The following is an 18,110-nucleotide window of genomic DNA, read 5'->3' on the forward strand; positions in this document are numbered from 1 at the left end:
CTTATTTTCCTTTTCGGATCACTTGCATCGTTCCGCCCGCAAGCAATACTTGTAATTCTTCTTCCGGTTTTGTTTGTTCCGGAGAACTGATAATTTTACCTTTTGTGTTTCTTACGATGGAATAGCCGCGTTTCATCGTAGAAGCGGGGGAAAGATCTTCCACCTTGGAAGTCAAAAATTCCGCCCTTTGTTTTTTATGAAAAAGAATACCTTGAATCCTCGGCGTAAGATTCGTATAACGTTCGATTCTTACCTTCGCTAAATCCAATTTGTTTTGAACCGCTTTTTGCAGTCGAATTCCGATTTCATCCACTCTCTGACTTCTTGCGTTCAGGAGTTGCATCGGTTCCTTGAAGATAAACTTTCCGGATAACAGACGAAGACGATCCTTGCTCGAAGAAACGCGCGCGTTTAGAGAGGTCTTGAGTCTTCCTTCCAGTTGTGAAAGAAATTGAAGAATGTCTTCTTCCTTTGGAACCGCGTGTTCGGCCGCGGCCGTCGGGGTCGGGGTCGCAAAATCCGCGGCGAAGTCACTTAACAAAACGTCGGTCTGATGTCCAACGGCTGAAATGATCGGAACCCTAGAATTTGCGTAGGCGCGAACCACCTTTTCATCGTTAAACGCCATTAGATCTTCGAAACTTCCGCCGCCTCGTCCCGCGATGATCACGTCGACATTCCATTCCGGGCGATTCAGTTCTTCTATGGCGCCTGAAATCGAATTGGGAGCGTCTTCACCCTGAACGACACAAGGCGCAATGAGAATGTTGATTCCCGGAAATCGGGAACGTGCCACTTTGATAATGTCTTCGATCGCCGCTCCGGAAGGAGAAGTTGCAATCCCGAGCGTTTTTGGAAACGCGGGAATTCTTCTTTTTCTTTCCGGATCAAAGATTCCTTCCGCGGAAAGTTTTTGTTTGAGTCTTTCGATCTGAAGTAGAATATCTCCCTGACCCAATTCTTCCACTCGGGAGACGTTGAGGTTGTAGGAACCTCCGGCTTCGTAGAGCGTGATCGTTCCATAGACTTGGATTTCTTTTCCGTCGCTGAGAGGTTTTCCACCGTAATTCTTATTGGAATAATTAAAAAAAGTGCAACGAACCAAAGAGGTCGCGTCTTTTAGAGAAAAGTAGATATGGCCGGAGTTGGCCTTGCTGTAATTGGAAATTTCCCCTCGGACCCAGATATTTTTTAGGTCTTTGGATCCGGTGATGAGATTTTTAAGAATCCTCGTAACTTCCGTGACGGAAAGAGGTTTGGAATCTTCCAATCAGTTCACCGATGCCCCTTGTTCAAAATCAATTCTCTTCGATACAATCTCCAAAAATCCCAAAGAATGACGACTAACGTGACGGCGACGGGGCCGACCACCAGACCCATAATTCCGAATTCTTTGATTCCTCCGATCAAGGAAAGAAAGATAAGAAGCGGGTGCACCTGCAGTTTTTTATCGAGCATTCTCGGTTTTACAAAATTCTCAAGTGCGAGATAAAAGAAAAGACCGCTTCCCATAAAAAAAATCGCCATCATCGGATTGTTTTCTAAAAACAAAATATAAAGTCCGATCGGAAGCCAGACGACCGAAGTTCCTACAACCGGGATGATCGAAAAAAACGCGGCCAAACTCGCATACAGGAAAGGACTCGAAATTCCGGCGATCAAAAGAAGAACATAAACCGCAGTTCCTTGTAAAATCGAAATGATCAGGTTCCCACGAATCACGGTTTGTACGGCGGAAGTCACCTTCCTTCCGACCTGTTCTTCGAGTTGTCTGGAAAAGGGAAGGTTATCCAAAATGAATCGTTCCACCTTCTTTCCATCCTGATAGAGAAAGAATAAAACCAAAAGTGCGAAGAAAAGATTCATAAGAATTCCAGTCGGCAACTCTATGTTTCCTAAGATAAAAGAAGAAGCGTTGCTTAGAATTCCGTAGATACTGTCGAGGTTCAGAATGTCCACGTAGCTCTCGGCGAATTCCCCGTAGATTTCCGGAACTTTTACCCAGAAGAATTCGTTGTCCGTGATAAAATCCGTGAGCATCGCGAAGTTCATCAGGGTTTCTATCATCTTATCTTCACTAAGAGAAATTCTAAGCTTGAATAGAATGGAAAGAGCTTCCTGAATCAGAGTACGTATGACAAAGTAGGAAGGAATCAGCACGAGCATTGCAACCAGAGTTGTCATGATCCAAGGGACCAACCACTGAAACTTATCTCCAAGATATCCTTTGAGCAGTTTGTATTGTCTTCTCGTCGCGAGATAAAGAATCAAAGCCATCAGAGAAGAATACAAATACGGACGAAAGACTAGAAAAAAGACTCCGATCGCAAAAAGAAAAAGGATGGAGAAAAAGATCAAAAAAGTGTATTTTCCCGGTTCTGGGTTGAATGGAACTACAGGTTCGATCATTTTTTAACCGCCTGATTTTTTATAGAAGAGTTTGATTCTACTTCCGGCATCCACGGTTTCGATCTGAATCGTTACCACTTTTTTATTCTGACTTTCGGCCATGATCACTGTCTTTTGATCGGTAATCTCTTCCTGCAAAACCTTCCAGTAGAGAGATTTGAAAATGGAAGAATAATAGACTTCCATCTGTTTTTTCTTAAATGCGTGAGTGAATAAAAGAAACGATTCTTTCGTATCAAAATATCCTCGTTCCGACTTTAACTCCGTAGAATAGATCAGATCCGATCCTTCCGGAACAAACTCAACGGGAAGCGATCTCGGATTTCGAATCGGATTGTATTGAAGAGTCAATTTGTTATAACGATACAGTTCCGTCTTTGAATCGGAGGAAAAAACGGGGATCGGCGCTATCAAAACGCCCAAAAGGAAAAGGACTAAAAAATGGAAACGAATAGGGTTCACTTTTTTTACTTGAACCTTATCCGCCATCACTGACAATTCTTTTATTCATCCTTCATGACTTTTCAGGAAACACTGATTCAAATTCTCACCCGATTTTCGGAAACCGATCCCGTCTTACTCTGGCTCTTTTTCGCGTTCTCTAATTTTACAGAAAACGTTTTTCCACCTTGGCCGGGAGATACGATTACTGTTTTCGGAGGATTTTTGGTTGCGAGAAATTTAGAATCCTTTGGTTGGTTCGCGCTTGTTTCGAGCACCTTAGTCGGAAACCTACTCGGAGCCTGGGTAATGTATCGGTTTGGGAACGTCTTTTTACACTGGGTGAAAAAGAAAGAATTTCCGTTCAAAGATTCTCTCTATGATGAAGAATCCATCGAAAAAACTTTGGCTTGGTTTCATAGAAACTCGATCGCCGTCATTTTGTTTAGCCGGTTTTCGGCGGGAATTCGATTTTTCGTTTCCATCGTCGCGGGAATGGTGAAGATGAACCCGATTCTCTTTTTCGGATGTTTTACGATCGCCGTTTTTCTTTGGTGTGGAATTTTAATTTTTTCCGGTTTTTATCTCGGTTCTCACTGGGAAGCCGTCTTGGGTTTTTTAGAAATCTATAATAGGATCATCGTCGGTTTGATGACCCTTCTTGCGATTTTGTTTTTCTGGTATCGAAGACGGAAAAAAACCGCAACCCAAAATTCTTAGGTGATTTCTTCCCGATCCAGTGCGATCTTGAGTCCGTTGATGATCAGATCCTTTTCTTCCTGATAGTCTCCCGGAAGCGTAAGATTCTGAATCCATTCCATAAGAGCAGAAGGATCGATGACTTTACCTTCCATCCATTCTCCGGCCATTTCGGCGACCACTCGAAATACAGCAGAAGTATCTAATATTCCATTGTCTTGAAGTACGACTGCAAAGCCCGGCGCGCCTTCGGTAAGAATGTAGGAATGAATTTCTTTTTCTTTGAACGGATCGAATCCGGCCGGAAGCGCGCTTTGAACGTTCCAGTGCATTTCTTCTTCATCGGGTCCATGTTGTGTTTTATTAATCAAAACGAGCGCTACGGAATTTAGATTTCCGTGAATCTTACGATTTTCCTCTCCGAGCTCAGCGATCGTCTTCGCGGCGTCTCTTGTGATCGCGTCTCTTCCTAAAAAGTTCAAACGATACAGATAGTCTTCCAATTCTTTTCCGGACATTTTTCCGGAAAGAATGTACTGATACAAAAGAAAAATCAGATAATCACTTTCCGTATTGTCTCCGATCAAAATTTCTTTCGAGTGAGTCGGAAGATACAAACGATCTCGAAGAAGGATCGTGAGCTTATAACTCATCTGATCAAACAAACTCTGAAACGAAGCTCCTGCGAACTTCCGAATTCTTTCCATAGATCCTAAAATCCCGTCGGTGATAAATTTTGTAGGATGTGTGACAGAATCCCAAAACTTTTCGACGATTCCTTTGATCGTTCCTTCCAAATACTTAAGATGTAAGGATTCCGTTTCGACAGAATGACTTCGGATCGTGGACAAGAGCGTTCTTCTAAAAAAATGAGGACTCGCCGAGATAAAACAGAGCGGAGAATCTTCGGTCGCGAGGCGAATTTCACGATAGAGCGAGGGCATTCCCGGAAGAGGCAATTTTTGCTGTGGTGTTTCGAATAACGTGGAAAGTTTTCCTTTGTTGGAATGGATGTCCGTCGCGAGATAGGTTTGATCGATATCGGAGGTAGTAACGTATCCGGAAAAATTTTCGGGAAGAATTCTTAACTTACCCTTTCCAATGAGGGAACTTCCGGAGATCTCGCTTTTACCCTTTTGATTGAGATAGGCGATGTCCTTCGTAAACTGTCTGTAGGAATCCAATCTTTTAAAAAGAATTCGAAAGGAATACTTTCCGGGTGGTAGAGGTTTTGTAAATTCGTGAAAGAAAAATCCGCCGTCGTCGCCCTTGATTTCGGGGGATTGATGTACTAGGGTTTCCGATTCGTCCCAAATCTCAGCGACCAAGATCGGTTTTCGAACCGGCTCCAAACCGTAATCCAAAAAGGGAGTGATTTCTTTGTCCTGTCCCGCAAACAAACCGGTCAAAAGATCCCAGCGAGAATCCTCCCGCATCTCTTCCGTGATTCCCGCGTCCACAACCTGACCCCGAATGTAATATCGATTCTCACGCCCCAGGGTTCCCCCGCAGATCGCGATCCTTTTTTTATCCACTAACTTTGCTGCTTCTGTCTTGGAATCTGGTTCTTCGCTCACTGTTCTTGCGTCCGCCTCTGATTTTGATAGATGGGATGGATTGAAAATTGTACCGAATCGCTCAGAGAGTGAAAGCATAAAAAATGAAATTCTTTGTTTTCTGTACTCCCGATCAAAAAAACACTGGTACGTAAGAAGTGAGTCCGGATCGTATGAAAAAAAATTCCGTCAAATCCGGATATTCCGGAGCAAAAACGATCTATATTCGTAAGTTGAGGTTTGAGGAAGCTCAGGAGAAGCTCGAAAGGGAGATCCAAGAGGCCTTTTTGGCCGGAGAAACTCTGGTGGAAATCATTCACGGAATCGGAGAAGGGGTTCTCAAAAAATTAACGGTCGATACGATTCGCTCCCATGATTTTCTGAAAGAAGTCGACTATTCTCTTTATGGAATTTCCAATCCGGGTTCCACTCTGGTCGAAGTATTAGGCCCCGATAAGGACACTCTCAAAAGGTATCTCAAATGACAAAAACGAAAAACAAACTGGAGATTTTAGACGTAACGTTGAGAGACGGAGAACAGACCAGAGGAGTCAGCTTCTCTACATCCGAAAAACTGAATATTGCAAAATTCTTATTACAAAAATTAAATGTGGATCGAGTCGAAATCGCCTCCGCCAGAGTTTCTAAGGGAGAATTTGAAACGGTTCAAAAAATAATAGAATGGGCCGAGACCGAAAAACTCACCGATCGAATCGAACTCCTCGGATTCGTAGACGGAAACAAAACCGTGGATTGGATCCGGGACAGCGGCGCCAAAGTGTTGAATCTTCTGACTAAGGGTTCTCTGCATCACTTAGAAAAACAGTTAAACAAAACTCCGAAAGAATTTTTCACGGACATTTCCTTTGTCATCGAATACGCAAGAAAGAACGGTCTTAGGATCAACGTCTATCTCGAAGATTGGTCCAACGGTTTTAGAAATAGTCCCGACTATGTATTGTCTTTGGTAGAACATTTAAGTAAGGAAAACATCGAAAGAATTTTTCTTCCCGACACGTTAGGCGTTCTTTCTCCTGCGGAAACCTTTCGAGGTGTGGACACGCTCGTTCAAAAATATCCGAATCTTCATTTTGAATTTCACGGTCACAACGACTACGATCTTTCCGTCGCAAACAGTTTGGAAGCGATTCGCGCGGGCGCAAAAGGATTGCACGCTTCCATAAACGGACTCGGAGAAAGAGCGGGAAATACTCCGTTGGAAGCTTTGATCACGGCGATTCATGATAAGTCGGAAGCGACCACACAGGTCAACGAACCCGCGATTACGGAGGCAAGTCGACTCGTGGAAGTTTTTAGCGGTAAAAGAATCTCCGCAAATAGACCGATCGTCGGAGAAGACGTTTTTACACAAACCGCCGGTGTTCACGCAGACGGGGACAAAAAAGGAAATCTCTACGCAAATCCGATCCTACCCGAACGTTTTGGAAGAAAGAGAAGTTATGCGTTGGGAAAACTCGCAGGGAAAGCCAGCATTTCCGAAAACGTAAAACAGTTGGGCATGGTGTTAAGTGACGTGGTTCTTCAGAAAGTATTGGAAAGGGTGATCGAACTCGGAGATCAGAATAAACTCGTAACCCCCGAAGACCTTCCTTTTATCATAGCGGACGTTTCCGGAAGAACCGGAGATAAAGTAATCACTATCAAATCTTGTAATATACATTCCGGGATAGGGATTCGTCCTCACGCACAGATCGAACTCGAATACCAAGGAAAGGTTCATAAGGAAATTTCCGAAGGCGACGGAGGTTACGACGCTTTTATGAACGCGCTTACTAAAATCACAAATCGACTCGGGATCACCATTCCGAAACTCATCGACTACGAAGTAAGAATTCCTCCCGGAGGAAAAACCGATGCGTTAGTCGAAACGATGATCACCTGGAATAAATCCCAGGATTTAGAAGAAGACTTAACTTTCAAAACGATGGGAGTTCATCCGGATCAAACGATTGCAGCCGTTCACGCGACGGAAAAAATGCTCAATCAGATCCTACAACCATGGCAAACCTGAAACTGTTACTCGTTGGGATCGGAAATCCCGGTCAAAAATACGCCAACCACAGGCATAACATCGGTTTCGTGATTCTGGATTCTTTTTTGAATTCTTCTTCCGGAAGTTATCAAGAAAACTCCAAATATTCCCTCGCTCGAACCGACGAGGACGGAATCACACTTTTCTACCTCAAACCCCTGGAATTTATGAATCTTTCCGGAAAGGCGGTCGCGGAAATCGCAAAGAAGAATGGAATTCCTCCGGAAAACATCCTAGTGATCCACGACGAAATCGATTTCGAGTTTGGAAAACTGAAACTCAAAGGCGGGGGCGGGCACGCGGGTCACAACGGACTTCGAGATATCGTGGAAAAGCTGGGTTCCAATGCGTTCTTCCGGCTTCGGTTCGGAGTGGGAAAACCCTCGGAAAGTTCGGAGGTTCCCAACTACGTACTTTCCAATTTTAAACCGGAGGAAAGGGAAAAAATTCCCGAACTCCTAAAAGCATCTTTGCAAAAAATCTCCGATTGGATCCGAGAAAGGAAAAACGGATTTCAGAAAGTCTCCGATACTAAGTAGGACGGGCGAAGCTTCCATTTTTATCCCGAGATGAAAATGAAAGACGCCGGTCTTTTCGATCGTTTGAAACTTCGGGCTTCCCAGCGGAAGAATCGAAAACGAGGATCGAATTCAATTTAAAACGGAGCATTCCATTGGGCGATTATCCATTTCGACTTCCGCAATTTTCATCCGCTTCTCAAAACTTAGCGGCGGAAAAATTTATAACGTATCTTAGAATTGAAAAAAATTATTCTCAAAACACGCTCAACGCTTACAGCATCGATCTGAAATTCTTTTTTGATTTTTGTGAAAAGGAACAACTCGATATTCTTCAGATCGAACCCGTGGATATTCGTTCTTACTTTGCCTATCTCGCAAAAAATAACGGGCTGGATCGAAGATCCCAGAGTAGAAAGTTATCTTCGCTTCGTACCTTCTACAAGGTTCTTTTGAGGGACGATCTCGTTTCTTCCAATCCTGCGGTTCAGATCAGTTTTCCAAGAGTTCGAAGAGACATTCCAAAAAACTTTCGAATCGGAGAAACCGAAGAAATCTTGAGCTTCGAAGCGGAACGGACGTCGGAAATTTTGGATATTCGAGATCGAGCGATGATCGAAGTTTTGTATTCTTCCGGACTTCGCGTATTTGAATTGGTAAACGCGAAACTTTCAGCTCTTTCCAAAGATCTAACCATTCTCAAGGTCCTCGGGAAAGGTCAAAAAGAAAGATTCGTATATTTCGGAAAGGAAGCGATTCATTCCCTTGAAAAATATTTAGAATACCGGACTCATTTTTTTCCGGAGACCGAGGAAATTTTTCTAAATCAAAAAGGAAAGAAACTGACGACCCGAGGCGTACGTTATATTTTGAATGAAAGAAGAAAAAAAATGGGATGGGAAAAGACCATCACTCCCCACAAATTCAGACACACGTTTGCGACCGATCTTTTAGACGCGGGAGCGGACATTCGAGCGGTGCAGGAATTACTCGGGCATTCTTCGCTTTCCACGACTCAGATTTATCTGAGTGTGAGTAAGGAAAAAATCAAAGAGGTTTATAGAAGAGCTCATCCCCATGCCAGAAAATAAAATTCGTTCCACCACCATTCTTTGTGTCCGTAAAAACGGAAAAGTCGCCATCGGAGGAGACGGTCAGGTTTCTATGGGAAACACCGTCATGAAACAATCCGCAAAAAAAGTGAGAAGGCTCTATGACGGAAAAATTCTTTCCGGTTTTGCCGGATCGGCCGCGGACGCATTCACGCTCTTTGAACTTTTTGAAAAGAAAGTGCAGGAATTCGGAGGAAGTCTTTCCAGAAGCGCCGTCGAACTCGCGAGAGAATGGAGAATGGATCGTATGCTTCGAAGACTCGAAGCCCTTTTGATCGTAGCAGACAAGGACGAATCGTTTTTGATTTCGGGAACAGGCGACGTGATTTCACCCGATGAAGGTGTGATCGCGATCGGCTCCGGAGGAAATTACGCGTTAGCCGCCGCTCGTGCGCTCTACGATCATACTCAACTTTCCGCAAGGGAAATCGTAGAATCTTCCATGAAGATCGCCGCCGATATTTGTATTTATACCAATGACCACATCACAATCGAAGAAATTCTCTAATTAATAAACCTATGACAGATTCTCACAAAGACCAGGATCACATCTTTCCTTCCGAAGAAGAACTCACACCTCGGCAGATCGTAACCAAACTCGATGAACATATCATCGGGCAAAAAAACGCGAAAAAAGCCGTCGCTGTCGCTCTACGAAACCGAACCCGTCGTAAAAAACTCGATCCTGAAATGCAGGAAGAAATCTATCCCAAAAATATCATCATGATAGGACCCACGGGAGTTGGAAAAACTGAAATCGCAAGAAGACTTTCCAAACTCTGCGGAGCTCCTTTTCTCAAAGTGGAAGCGACCAAATACACGGAAGTCGGTTACGTCGGAAGAGACGTGGAATCCATGATTCGAGATCTCGCCGTAATTTCGATGAATCTCGTAAAACAAGAATACAGAACACGAGTGGATGAAACCGCAAAACAAAAAGCGGAAGAAGCCTTACTCGATATTTTACTTCCTTTTCCGGGAGAATCCAAATCCGCTCCCGCGCAAACATTAGGTTTTTCGAATGCTCCTTCCGTCCCGGACGAGGAAGAAAGAAAAACCCATTTTCTCGAAACGCGGGAGTTTATGAGAAAAAAATTAAGAACCGGAAAATTGGACGAACAAGAAGTGGAACTCGATCTGCCGAACCCGAGCGCTTCTCAAATTCCGATGTTACAGGTTTTTGGTGCGGGCAATTTAGACGATTTAGACAATCAACTGCAGAATGTTTTGGGAGACATGCTTCCCAAAAAAAATAAAAAAAGAAAACTTAAAATCCCCGAGGCGCTCAAGGCTTTGGAAGAATTCGAAGCGGAGAAGTTACTCGATCCGGACAAGGTGCAAAGAGAAGCCCTTCGAAGAGTTGAAGAAATGGGAATCATCTTTTTGGACGAGATCGACAAGATCGCGGGAAGAGAAGGAAAAACAGGAGCTGACGTTTCCAGAGAAGGTGTGCAGAGAGATTTACTTCCGATCGTGGAAGGTGCGACCGTCAATACAAAGATCGGCCCCGTAAAAACGGATCATATTCTTTTTATCGCTGCAGGCGCGTTTCACATGACCAAACCTTCGGATCTAATTCCCGAATTACAAGGACGTTTCCCGATCCGCGTGGAACTCGAAAAATTATCGAGAGAGGACTTTGAAAAAATTCTTACGGCGCCTCGTTCGTCTCTGACAAGACAGTATCAAGCGCTCCTTGCAACGGATTCTATTCTTATCGAATTTACGACCGAGGGGATTCAAGAGATCGCGAGAATCGCCTACGACATGAATGAGAAACACGAAAACATAGGAGCTCGAAGATTGAATACGATCTTAGAACGTCTCCTCGAAGAATTGAGTTTCGAAGGTCCGGACATGCCCGAAGAGAAACGAAACGTAAAAATCGACGGAAAGTATGTTCTGGATCGACTCCAGGGTGTGATTCAGGATAAGGATCTCAGCCAGTATATCCTCTAATCAAAATTAGAATTTTTTAATTCTCCGTTTTTAAGAAATCATTTTTGAAGATAAAACCGGAGATTCTATTTGACGAACTCTCAAAAGAAGGGATGCTTTGCGTTATGTTATGCATCCCAACCTCCATTCAAAAAATTCTTATCTATTTCCTCTTTGCAGCCGTTCTGATTTTTTCCAACGGTTGCGAATGGATTCAAAAAACCTTAGTTGAAGTATTAGGCGCGCCGGATTCCTATAAGGCCGAAGGAAATCCGAACCTGATTCAACCGAACTTTTCAGGAAAGGACGAACAAAAAGAAAGGATCCTGATTTCGCTCAAAGAAGTTTCGGCCGGATTCTCCCAACCTACGGATCTTCAATTTCCTCCCGGAGAATCGGAAACGTTTCTGGTCACGGAACAAAAGGGCACACTTCGTTGGGGCAAGGTCCGAAAGAATGAAACTGGAATATTATTGACTTTGAATGTATTGTCCGAAGCGGAACAAGGTCTTCTTGGTTTGGCGTTTCATCCCGATTTTGCAAAGAATGGTAAACTCTACCTCAACTATGTTTCGAAAGTAGGCGGCAAGGATACGAGTCGAGTTGCGGAATGGACCGCTTCTTCTCCAAAGGATTTACCGAATTCTAAAATAACTTCCGAAAGAATTATCATGGAAGTTGTTCAACCGTATCCAAATCACAACGCGGGGCAACTTGCTTTCGGGCAGGATGGATTCTTATACGTAGGTTGGGGAGATGGAGGATGGAAGGACGATCCGAAAAAGAACGGACAAAATCCGAAAACCTTACTCGGAAGTATGTTGCGTATCGACGTGAATGCGACCGAAAACGGAAAAGGTTATAAAATTCCTCAAGATAATCCGTTTATAAACGACGCGTGTTGCGCGCCGGAAACGTTCGCTTACGGATTTCGAAATCCATGGCGATACAGTTTTGATCCGCTGGGAAGATTGATTCTCGCAGACGTGGGCCAGGATCTCTGGGAAGAAGTGGATATCATCGAAAAAGGAAAGAACTACGGTTGGAACATTAAGGAAGCGACACACTGCTTCGATCCAAAACAAAACTGCGATGAAAAAGGTCTTACCGATCCGATCTACGAATACGGAAGAGAAGAAGGGCAGTCGATCACGGGAGGTTACGTATATTCTAATAAAGCAATATCGCAACTGAACGGTAAATATGTTTTTGCAGACTTTGTTTCCGGAAGAATCTGGGCCTTGGATCTGCCGGACACAACCGGACAGCCCGCGAAAAAAGTTTATACGTTGGGAAAATGGCCCGTTTTGATTTCATCTTTCGGAAGAGACGCTTCCGGAAAAGTATATCTCACCGATTTTGGAAGCGGGAAGATCTATCGCCTCGATCCAAAATGATTCCTCAGAAAACGTTCACAACAAATCCATGATAGACGCGGACTAAAAAAATCCGCTTGGAAATAAAAAAATCGGGAAGCCATAGAATCCTATGACTTCCGATTTTTCTAAGAATCTCCGACTAACGAAATTCTTATGATAACTCCGATGATTTGCTTTTTAACTGAAAAATTAAAGAATCAGAAATCCATCTTCAATCCGGAAATCGGATACTTCATATAAACCGTCGTGGTTCTTGCACCGGATGTGATCGTAAGAAGATCCAAAGGATTCAAACCGATACTGTAAAATCCTTCGTCGATCATTGCGATTCCAAAACCGGCGCTTTCCTTTTCATTTAAGAATTCCGGACGAAAGAAATCCGCAGAATTTCCTTGATCAAAAAGGTCTTTGTGTTTGAGTCGCGAATCTTGAATTCTTTGAAAATCCAAATGGTGAATCGGAGAATCGTTTCGGATTCTAAAACTCAATTCGTCTTTTGTGATTCGGATTTTGAGCGAGATATTCATATTGTATTTTTCAATCTTACCGCGAACATCCGAAAGAAAAATTTTCTCACTTTCCGTTAAGACCTTCTTCTTTGTTCGGATCTTGTCTTCCAGAGATAGAACTGTCTGCACTTGTTTTTTAACTTTATCAGGAACGATATAACGATGCATCGCATCGCGTAGCAAAGACGTTTCCATAATGATCTCAAGGAGTTCTTCAGCGTCTCGACGACTGGTCTCTCCTTGTTCCAATTTTTTTAAGAGTTCGTCTCTGAAAATAATATGGCGAATGTTTGCCTTAATTGCGTTTAACAACGCTTCCATTAGACCACTAAAGAGGTGAAAGCCGGCTAACGGGTTGGCGCCGATTTCTTCTAAGATTCCGTTTACAAGTTCGGAAAGAATGTCTCTCGTAGGTTTTGTCAGACCTTTGAGCTCAAGGTGAAAGAATTTTCTCTTTTTGAGATCCTCGATATTTTTCAGGATCTCGCTACCTTTGAGCGCTGTTTTCTGGTTTGCCCTATATCCCCACCGAGTTTTTTAGGTATCATTGATGCGCAAAGTCTTTTACGCAAGTTTGTTTTAAATCATGAAACCAAAATCCGGCATTTTTGAACTGATCACACCGGACCTCGGAGATACAGACAAGATCGAACTCGTTCACTGGAATTCGAAGCTTGGAGACTCTGTATCACCCGGTCAAGAAATCTTAGAACTCGTAACCGACAAGGCTTGCTTCCCAATGGAGTCACCGGTGAAAGGTAAACTAACGCAAATTATAAAAGAGAAAGGATCTATCGTTCGTAAGGGAGATGTCTTAGGAATCCTGGAACTTTTTGAATCCGAATGAAAATTCTTCACCTATCAGATCTTCACTTCCCAACTCCGATTCCATTCTTCCAATTGAAAGGAAAAATGATCGTAGGCTATCTGAACTACACACTTCGTAGAAAGAAAAAATATCCTTCTTACGTTTGGAATTCTATATTGAAGAGCGTGGAAACCTTGAAGCCGGACGCGATCGTCGTATCCGGAGATATCACTAACGTTTCTCACGAGAAAGAATTTCAAGTCGCGGGTGAAATATTAAGCGAACTCCCTCAGGATAAAATTTTCTATATTCCGGGAAACCACGATCGTTACACAAAACAGTCCGTAGGTGAACATCCGTTTTTCGAAAAATATTTTTCAAAACTTTCAGGTGATTCAATTTCGCATAACGCTGACTATATTCGTATTAAAAAAATCGGAAACCTTCACTTTGTGGGTTGGGATTCGAGCCTTCCTCTTTCTATCTTGGATGCTTACGGAAGAATTCAACCTTCGATCATAGAAAAGACTCAAAAGATTCTTCAAGAAATGAAAATTCAAGAATACGTCTTGGTCTGTCATCATCCGATTTGGAATCCGGAAGAAAGACAGGAAACGGTTCATCACCGTTTACGCAATCGAGAAGAGATCGCGAAGATTCTCAAAAAACAACCTCCGTTGGCTTTTTTGCACGGACACGTCCATACAAACTGGGTTAAATTTCCCGGCGACGAAATGCCTTATTTTGTCGTAAACTCGGCGTCAAGTACTCGGCTTTCGGATTCGAGACATCATTGTGGATTTCACTTATTGGAAATCGAAAAACGAAATATTAAAATTCAAAGATATATCTACGATTCAGAACAGTCTAAATTTACGGAAGTTCCCTTAATTTCGTATTCAGAAAAGGAATAAAATGGCCACCATAGAAGCAGTAAAAATCCAAAGAGAACTTACCAAAATCAAACATCCCGAACTCAAGAAAGACATCGTTTCTCTTGGGATGGTAGGGGCGCTCGATATTCAAGAAGGGGAGACAAGCATTCTTCTCAAAACCCCGAGTCAGGATAGAAGAATTCAGATCGGCCTTGAAGCCCAAATCCGCCAATCGCTCACGAAGTTAGAAGGTGTGGGAAAGGTTAAGATCAAGTTTGAAGTCGATCCGAAACTTGTATTAGATGATTCTAATAAAATACCGGGCGTTAAAAATGTGATCGCGATCGGATCCGGAAAAGGCGGGGTCGGAAAATCGACGGTCACCGTAAACCTGGCGGCGATGGCGGCCTCTCTCGGATACAAAGTTGGAGTTTTGGACGCAGACATCTACGGACCTTCCATCGGGAAGATGTTCGGAATCAACGGTCGTGTCGCCTTAAAAGCCGAAGAAGATAAAATCTATCCTTTGGAAAAGGATGGTATCAAACTCATTTCATTTTCCTTTCTCATCGACGAAAAACAACCCGTCGTCTGGAGAGGGCCGATGCTCGGAAAGGCCATCGAACAGTTCTTATACGATATCGTCTGGGATGATCTCGATTATCTTTTTATCGATCTTCCTCCTGGAACGGGCGACGTTCAACTTTCTCTCGCGCAACTCATCGATCTAAACGGAGCGGTTCTTGTAACAACCCCGCAGTCTGTTGCGTTGCTAGACGCTAACCGCGCTTCGGCGATGTTTGCACAGGTGAAAGTTCCCATCTTAGGAATCGTGGAAAACATGAGCGAGTTTATCTGTCCCAAATGCGGACATGCTTCTGCCATATTTAGCAAAGGAGGAGGCCAGACATTGGCAGATTCTTCCGACGCGAGTTTCTTAGGTGGCATCCCTTTGACAATGGAGATTATGAACGCAGGAGAAGACGGAAAACCTGTTGTTTTAAAAGATAAAAACGGTCCAATCTATCAAGCTTACAAAAGTATATTCGATCATTTAAATGAAGAAATAAAAAAGTGGGAATAATACAAGGACTTGAGTCTGTTGTTTATTATGAGACGGGAGGTGAACCTTGAAGTTTGAAAAGGGATCCGAAAAAAACCCAACGGGCAATTTAATCGTATATTGCAACGTATTTGGTGAAAACCCTCTCAGCCCCGGAGGTAAGATCATCGCGTCTAACGTGGTGGTTAGTTTTCTTAAAATCGGGGAAAACTTTCCCGTAGTAACTTTCCCTCCGGTTTCTTTGGATAGTTATGACGAGCTCAAGAAAGTAATTTCCGAAAACATCGACAAATACGACGTCATCAAAATCCGAGACTTCGAAATGCCCGCATCCAAAGACGCATCGAACGATTACATTCAAGAAAGAATGGATCAGTTCAATAGTGTCGTAATCAAATACGTAGAAATCTGTAAGAATCGCGAAGTCGGAAGTGGACAGGTTCATTTTCCGGAAGAGGAAAGCGGAGTCAGAGAATATCTGGACGCGCTCGCCAATCTTTCTCTAAAGATCAGAAGATCGACCGGAATCGCAAGAGAAGCTTCTTTGATTAAGATGGATCAATTGGTGGAAAACTTTTCTACAAAACATCCCGAGTTCGATTTGGACAATTTCAAAAAAGCGCTTTCTTTACCGGGACAAACAGGCGAAGAATTGATCGGACTCTATCTTCAAAAGTTCAACGCGATCTCAAAGGAAAACTACGAAGACGCCTCGACCTTGAAGAAAAAGATTCACGACATCGAGTACTACGCTTAACAAAACTATTCTTCCTGATTTTTAGGACTCCATCTTGGGTATAGATCCAATTCTATTCCCAAGAGTCGGAAAATTCTTTCGCTGATAAAATCCCCCAGATCATCCAAAGTTTTTGGCATCTGATAAAATCCCGGCGACGCAGGGAGAATCGTTCCGCCCGCGTCGTGGAGTTCCAACATATTCTTTAGATGAATTCGATTGTAAGGAGCTTCCCTCGGAACAAGAACAAGAGTTCTTCTTTCTTTCAGAGTTACGTCAGCCGCTCTTTCAATTAGATTTTCCGTCAAACCCGCGTTAATCGAAGCGATCGTTTTCATGGAACAAGGAAGAACCACCATCGCCTTCCATGGATTGGACCCCGAAGCGATATCCGCTCCAATATCCAAAAAATTGCGGATCAAAAATTGATGGGGAGAATTTTGAATCCGATACTTCGAAAAAATAAATTCCAGAAGTTCTTTCGCTGAAGAAACCTTACAATTCATTTCTTCCCGAAAGACTCGAAGGGCAGCCGGACTCGAGATTAGAAAAGTAGTTCCTTCGATTGTAGAAAGGGCGCGAATAAATCGTTCCGCGTAGATAGAACCGCTCGCACCGGCCATTCCTAAAACAAGTTTCATCGGATCTCCATACAATAACTATATCAAGTCTTGATCTTTTCTTTTTAGCAAAGTCAATTTCACTCGTTTTTTCTTGGCGGTAATTTTTTCAAACCCGGTATTACGTTTGCTTTGGATTCAATCGAAAAAGAATCAGATTCTTCTTTGATTTTATCCGCTCAGAACTACCAAATAAAAAAAACGGTCCGCGAGCAATCCTCCAAAAAGAATCAGAGAAATGTAAGAATGAATCTGATAAAACTTCGGAGGAAAAAAATTCTCACCCGCACCCCTCGCGATTTTGTGTTCTTGAAAAAGATAATAGGAAGTGATCAAAAGAAAGAGCAAAAACACCGGACCTAAACCGGAAACGATTCCCGCAGAAAATAATAAAACAATACAAAGAATGTGATTCGCCGCGGCGATCCAAAGAGAATTCTTCTTTCCGAACTTTGCCGGAACCGAAAACAATCCTTCCTTTTTATCAAATTCTTGATCTTGAAGAGCGTAGAGAATATCAAAACCGGCCAAGTTGAACGCAAGTCCCAAGGTCCAAAGCAAAGGTTCTAAAACGATTTCTTGTCGAATCGCCACCCAGGTAGCAAGCGGTGCGAGACCGATGGAAAATCCAAGAATCCAGTGACAGAGCCAAGTAAAACGTTTTGCAAGAGAATAACCCAAGAGAATGAGAAGCGTCGGAAACGAAAGACCAAACGCCATCGAATTGATAAACCAACTCACAGTAAAAAATCCGATCGAAGACAAAACTACAAAAAGAATCGCCGAACGAGTGGAAATTTTTCCTGCCGGAATTTCCCGATCTATCGTCCTTTGATTTTTGGAGTCGATGTCCGCATCCACGATTCGGTTAAACCCCATGGCTGCTGATCTCGCCAAAACCATAGAGATCAAAATGAGGATCGAAAGCAAAGCCCATTCCAGGACGGTCTTATCCTGCGTTTTTAAAAAAGCGAGAACGAACGCAATTCCGGCAAAGGGAAGAGCGAAGAGCGTGTGTGAGAACTTGATGAGACTTCCATACTGCTTCAGGGATTTTAGACTAAGATTCATATTTTGGATCGGACTCTGCCTTTGCGTTGGAAATCGAAAAAATTTCCAAAATTCTTTTCCTACATAAAATCAGGGAGAAAGTTTAAAAATCGATGATTTTTTCTCCGGTCCTTCAAGGATACGCTTATGACTCAAACTCTCACCGCAACTCCGGTTTCAACGGAGTCGATTCGCAATTTTTTAAAAAAAATCATAGAAGATCCGAAGATTCATTCTCGTTGGTTGAACACGATTTCATTTTTGGAACACATGGGATCTCGTAAGATTCTCGCGACCCAGAGCGGTTTTGGAATGGGAGAAATGATTCTCAGACACGCTTCCGA

General features: G+C 43.1%; 20 protein-coding genes (1 of these 20 cut by a window edge). 13 read left to right on the forward strand and 7 right to left on the reverse strand.

All coding sequences use genetic code 11. From position 1 onward, the window contains the following. Position 1 precedes the first annotated feature (1 nt). The 3 genes from xseA to A0128_RS10080 are packed head-to-tail and all read right to left on the reverse strand — an operon-like array spanning position 2 to position 2,907. Positions 2-1,270 carry an exodeoxyribonuclease VII large subunit gene (gene xseA / locus A0128_RS10070; RefSeq protein ID WP_069607392.1) on the reverse strand — a complete coding sequence of 423 codons (1,269 nt, stop codon included), beginning with the start codon at positions 1,268-1,270 and terminating at the stop codon, positions 2-4. 5 nt (positions 1,271-1,275) lie between these two features. Next, positions 1,276-2,409, reverse strand: coding sequence for an AI-2E family transporter (locus tag A0128_RS10075; RefSeq protein WP_069607393.1), 1,134 nt, complete (start codon positions 2,407-2,409; stop codon positions 1,276-1,278). Between the two features lie 3 nt (positions 2,410-2,412). Next, positions 2,413-2,907, reverse strand: coding sequence for a hypothetical protein (locus tag A0128_RS10080; RefSeq protein ID WP_173662771.1), 495 nt, complete (start codon positions 2,905-2,907; stop codon positions 2,413-2,415). Positions 2,908-2,925: 18 nt separating this feature from the next. Between A0128_RS10080 and A0128_RS10085 the strand changes: the two genes are divergently transcribed. Then, positions 2,926-3,570, forward strand: a complete 645-nt coding sequence (locus A0128_RS10085) for a DedA family protein (protein WP_069607395.1) — start codon at positions 2,926-2,928, stop codon at positions 3,568-3,570. On the opposite strand, the gene A0128_RS10090 is transcribed toward A0128_RS10085, so the two are convergent. After that, on the reverse strand, positions 3,567-5,126 hold the full coding sequence (locus A0128_RS10090) for a phosphatase domain-containing protein (RefSeq protein WP_069609232.1): 1,560 nt from the start codon (positions 5,124-5,126) through the stop codon (positions 3,567-3,569). The genes A0128_RS10085 and A0128_RS10090 overlap by 4 nt on opposite strands. A gap of 152 nt (positions 5,127-5,278) precedes the next feature. On the opposite strand from A0128_RS10090, the gene A0128_RS10095 reads away from it, so the two are divergent. The 7 genes from A0128_RS10095 to A0128_RS10125 all read left to right on the forward strand — a co-directional run bounded on the left by A0128_RS10095 (position 5,279) and on the right by A0128_RS10125 (position 12,123). Further along, positions 5,279-5,590 carry a Smr/MutS family protein gene (locus A0128_RS10095; protein WP_069607396.1) on the forward strand — a complete coding sequence of 104 codons (312 nt, stop codon included), beginning with the start codon at positions 5,279-5,281 and terminating at the stop codon, positions 5,588-5,590. Next, positions 5,587-7,137, forward strand: coding sequence for a (R)-citramalate synthase CimA (gene cimA / locus A0128_RS10100; RefSeq protein WP_069607397.1), 1,551 nt, complete (start codon positions 5,587-5,589; stop codon positions 7,135-7,137). The genes A0128_RS10095 and cimA overlap by 4 nt, the downstream gene beginning before the upstream one ends. Continuing rightward, positions 7,125-7,697 (forward strand): aminoacyl-tRNA hydrolase, encoded by a 573-nt coding sequence (gene pth, locus A0128_RS10105; protein ID WP_069607398.1) that lies wholly within the window; start codon positions 7,125-7,127, stop codon positions 7,695-7,697. Before cimA ends, pth begins: the two co-directional genes overlap by 13 nt. 134 nt (positions 7,698-7,831) lie before the next feature. Next, positions 7,832-8,767, forward strand: a complete 936-nt coding sequence (gene xerC / locus A0128_RS10110; protein ID WP_069607399.1) for a tyrosine recombinase XerC — start codon at positions 7,832-7,834, stop codon at positions 8,765-8,767. Then, positions 8,754-9,296 carry an ATP-dependent protease subunit HslV gene (hslV, locus tag A0128_RS10115; RefSeq protein WP_069607400.1) on the forward strand — a complete coding sequence of 181 codons (543 nt, stop codon included), beginning with the start codon at positions 8,754-8,756 and terminating at the stop codon, positions 9,294-9,296. The genes xerC and hslV overlap by 14 nt, the downstream gene beginning before the upstream one ends. Positions 9,297-9,307: 11 nt before the next feature. Further along, positions 9,308-10,747, forward strand: coding sequence for an ATP-dependent protease ATPase subunit HslU (gene hslU / locus A0128_RS10120; RefSeq protein ID WP_069607401.1), 1,440 nt, complete (start codon positions 9,308-9,310; stop codon positions 10,745-10,747). A gap of 104 nt (positions 10,748-10,851) precedes the next feature. Next, on the forward strand, positions 10,852-12,123 hold the full coding sequence (locus A0128_RS10125) for a PQQ-dependent sugar dehydrogenase (RefSeq protein WP_345788266.1): 1,272 nt from the start codon (positions 10,852-10,854) through the stop codon (positions 12,121-12,123). 179 nt (positions 12,124-12,302) lie between these two features. On the opposite strand, the gene A0128_RS10130 is transcribed toward A0128_RS10125, so the two are convergent. Beyond that, on the reverse strand, positions 12,303-13,097 hold the full coding sequence (locus A0128_RS10130) for a hypothetical protein (protein WP_069607402.1): 795 nt from the start codon (positions 13,095-13,097) through the stop codon (positions 12,303-12,305). A 103-nt stretch (positions 13,098-13,200) separates the two neighbouring features. Here A0128_RS10130 and A0128_RS10135 point away from each other — a divergent pair, with 103 nt between their 5' ends. The 4 genes from A0128_RS10135 to A0128_RS10150 are packed head-to-tail and all read left to right on the forward strand — an operon-like array spanning position 13,201 to position 16,117. Continuing rightward, entirely contained in the window at positions 13,201-13,461 is a 261-nt protein-coding gene (locus A0128_RS10135) for a lipoyl domain-containing protein (RefSeq protein ID WP_069607403.1), read from the forward strand. Then, positions 13,458-14,336, forward strand: a complete 879-nt coding sequence (locus A0128_RS10140; protein WP_069607404.1) for a metallophosphoesterase family protein — start codon at positions 13,458-13,460, stop codon at positions 14,334-14,336. The genes A0128_RS10135 and A0128_RS10140 overlap by 4 nt, the downstream gene beginning before the upstream one ends. A gap of 1 nt (position 14,337) precedes the next feature. Continuing rightward, positions 14,338-15,381 (forward strand): Mrp/NBP35 family ATP-binding protein, encoded by a 1,044-nt coding sequence (locus A0128_RS10145; protein ID WP_069607405.1) that lies wholly within the window; start codon positions 14,338-14,340, stop codon positions 15,379-15,381. 46 nt (positions 15,382-15,427) lie between these two features. Next, on the forward strand, positions 15,428-16,117 hold the full coding sequence (locus A0128_RS10150) for a hypothetical protein (RefSeq protein WP_069607406.1): 690 nt from the start codon (positions 15,428-15,430) through the stop codon (positions 16,115-16,117). Positions 16,118-16,122: 5 nt separating this feature from the next. Here the strand turns inward: A0128_RS10150 and A0128_RS10155 are convergent, their stop codons facing one another. Further along, the gene (locus tag A0128_RS10155) at positions 16,123-16,737 is read right to left on the reverse strand and encodes a UbiX family flavin prenyltransferase (protein WP_069607407.1); all 615 of its coding nucleotides are present in this window, start codon (positions 16,735-16,737) and stop codon (positions 16,123-16,125) included. A gap of 150 nt (positions 16,738-16,887) precedes the next feature. Beyond that, complete coding sequence (locus A0128_RS10160) at positions 16,888-17,787, reverse strand: 4-hydroxybenzoate octaprenyltransferase (RefSeq protein ID WP_069607408.1); 900 nt, start codon at positions 17,785-17,787, stop codon at positions 16,888-16,890. Between the two features lie 126 nt (positions 17,788-17,913). On the opposite strand from A0128_RS10160, the gene A0128_RS10165 reads away from it, so the two are divergent. Next, positions 17,914-18,110: the beginning of a hypothetical protein gene (locus tag A0128_RS10165; protein ID WP_069607409.1), read on the forward strand. 454 nt of this gene lie beyond the right edge of the window; 197 of the gene's 651 nt are visible here — the first part of the coding sequence; its start codon is at positions 17,914-17,916; its stop codon lies beyond the right edge, outside the window.

The organism is Leptospira tipperaryensis (assembly GCF_001729245.1).
Lineage (GTDB): Bacteria > Spirochaetota > Leptospiria > Leptospirales > Leptospiraceae > Leptospira > Leptospira tipperaryensis.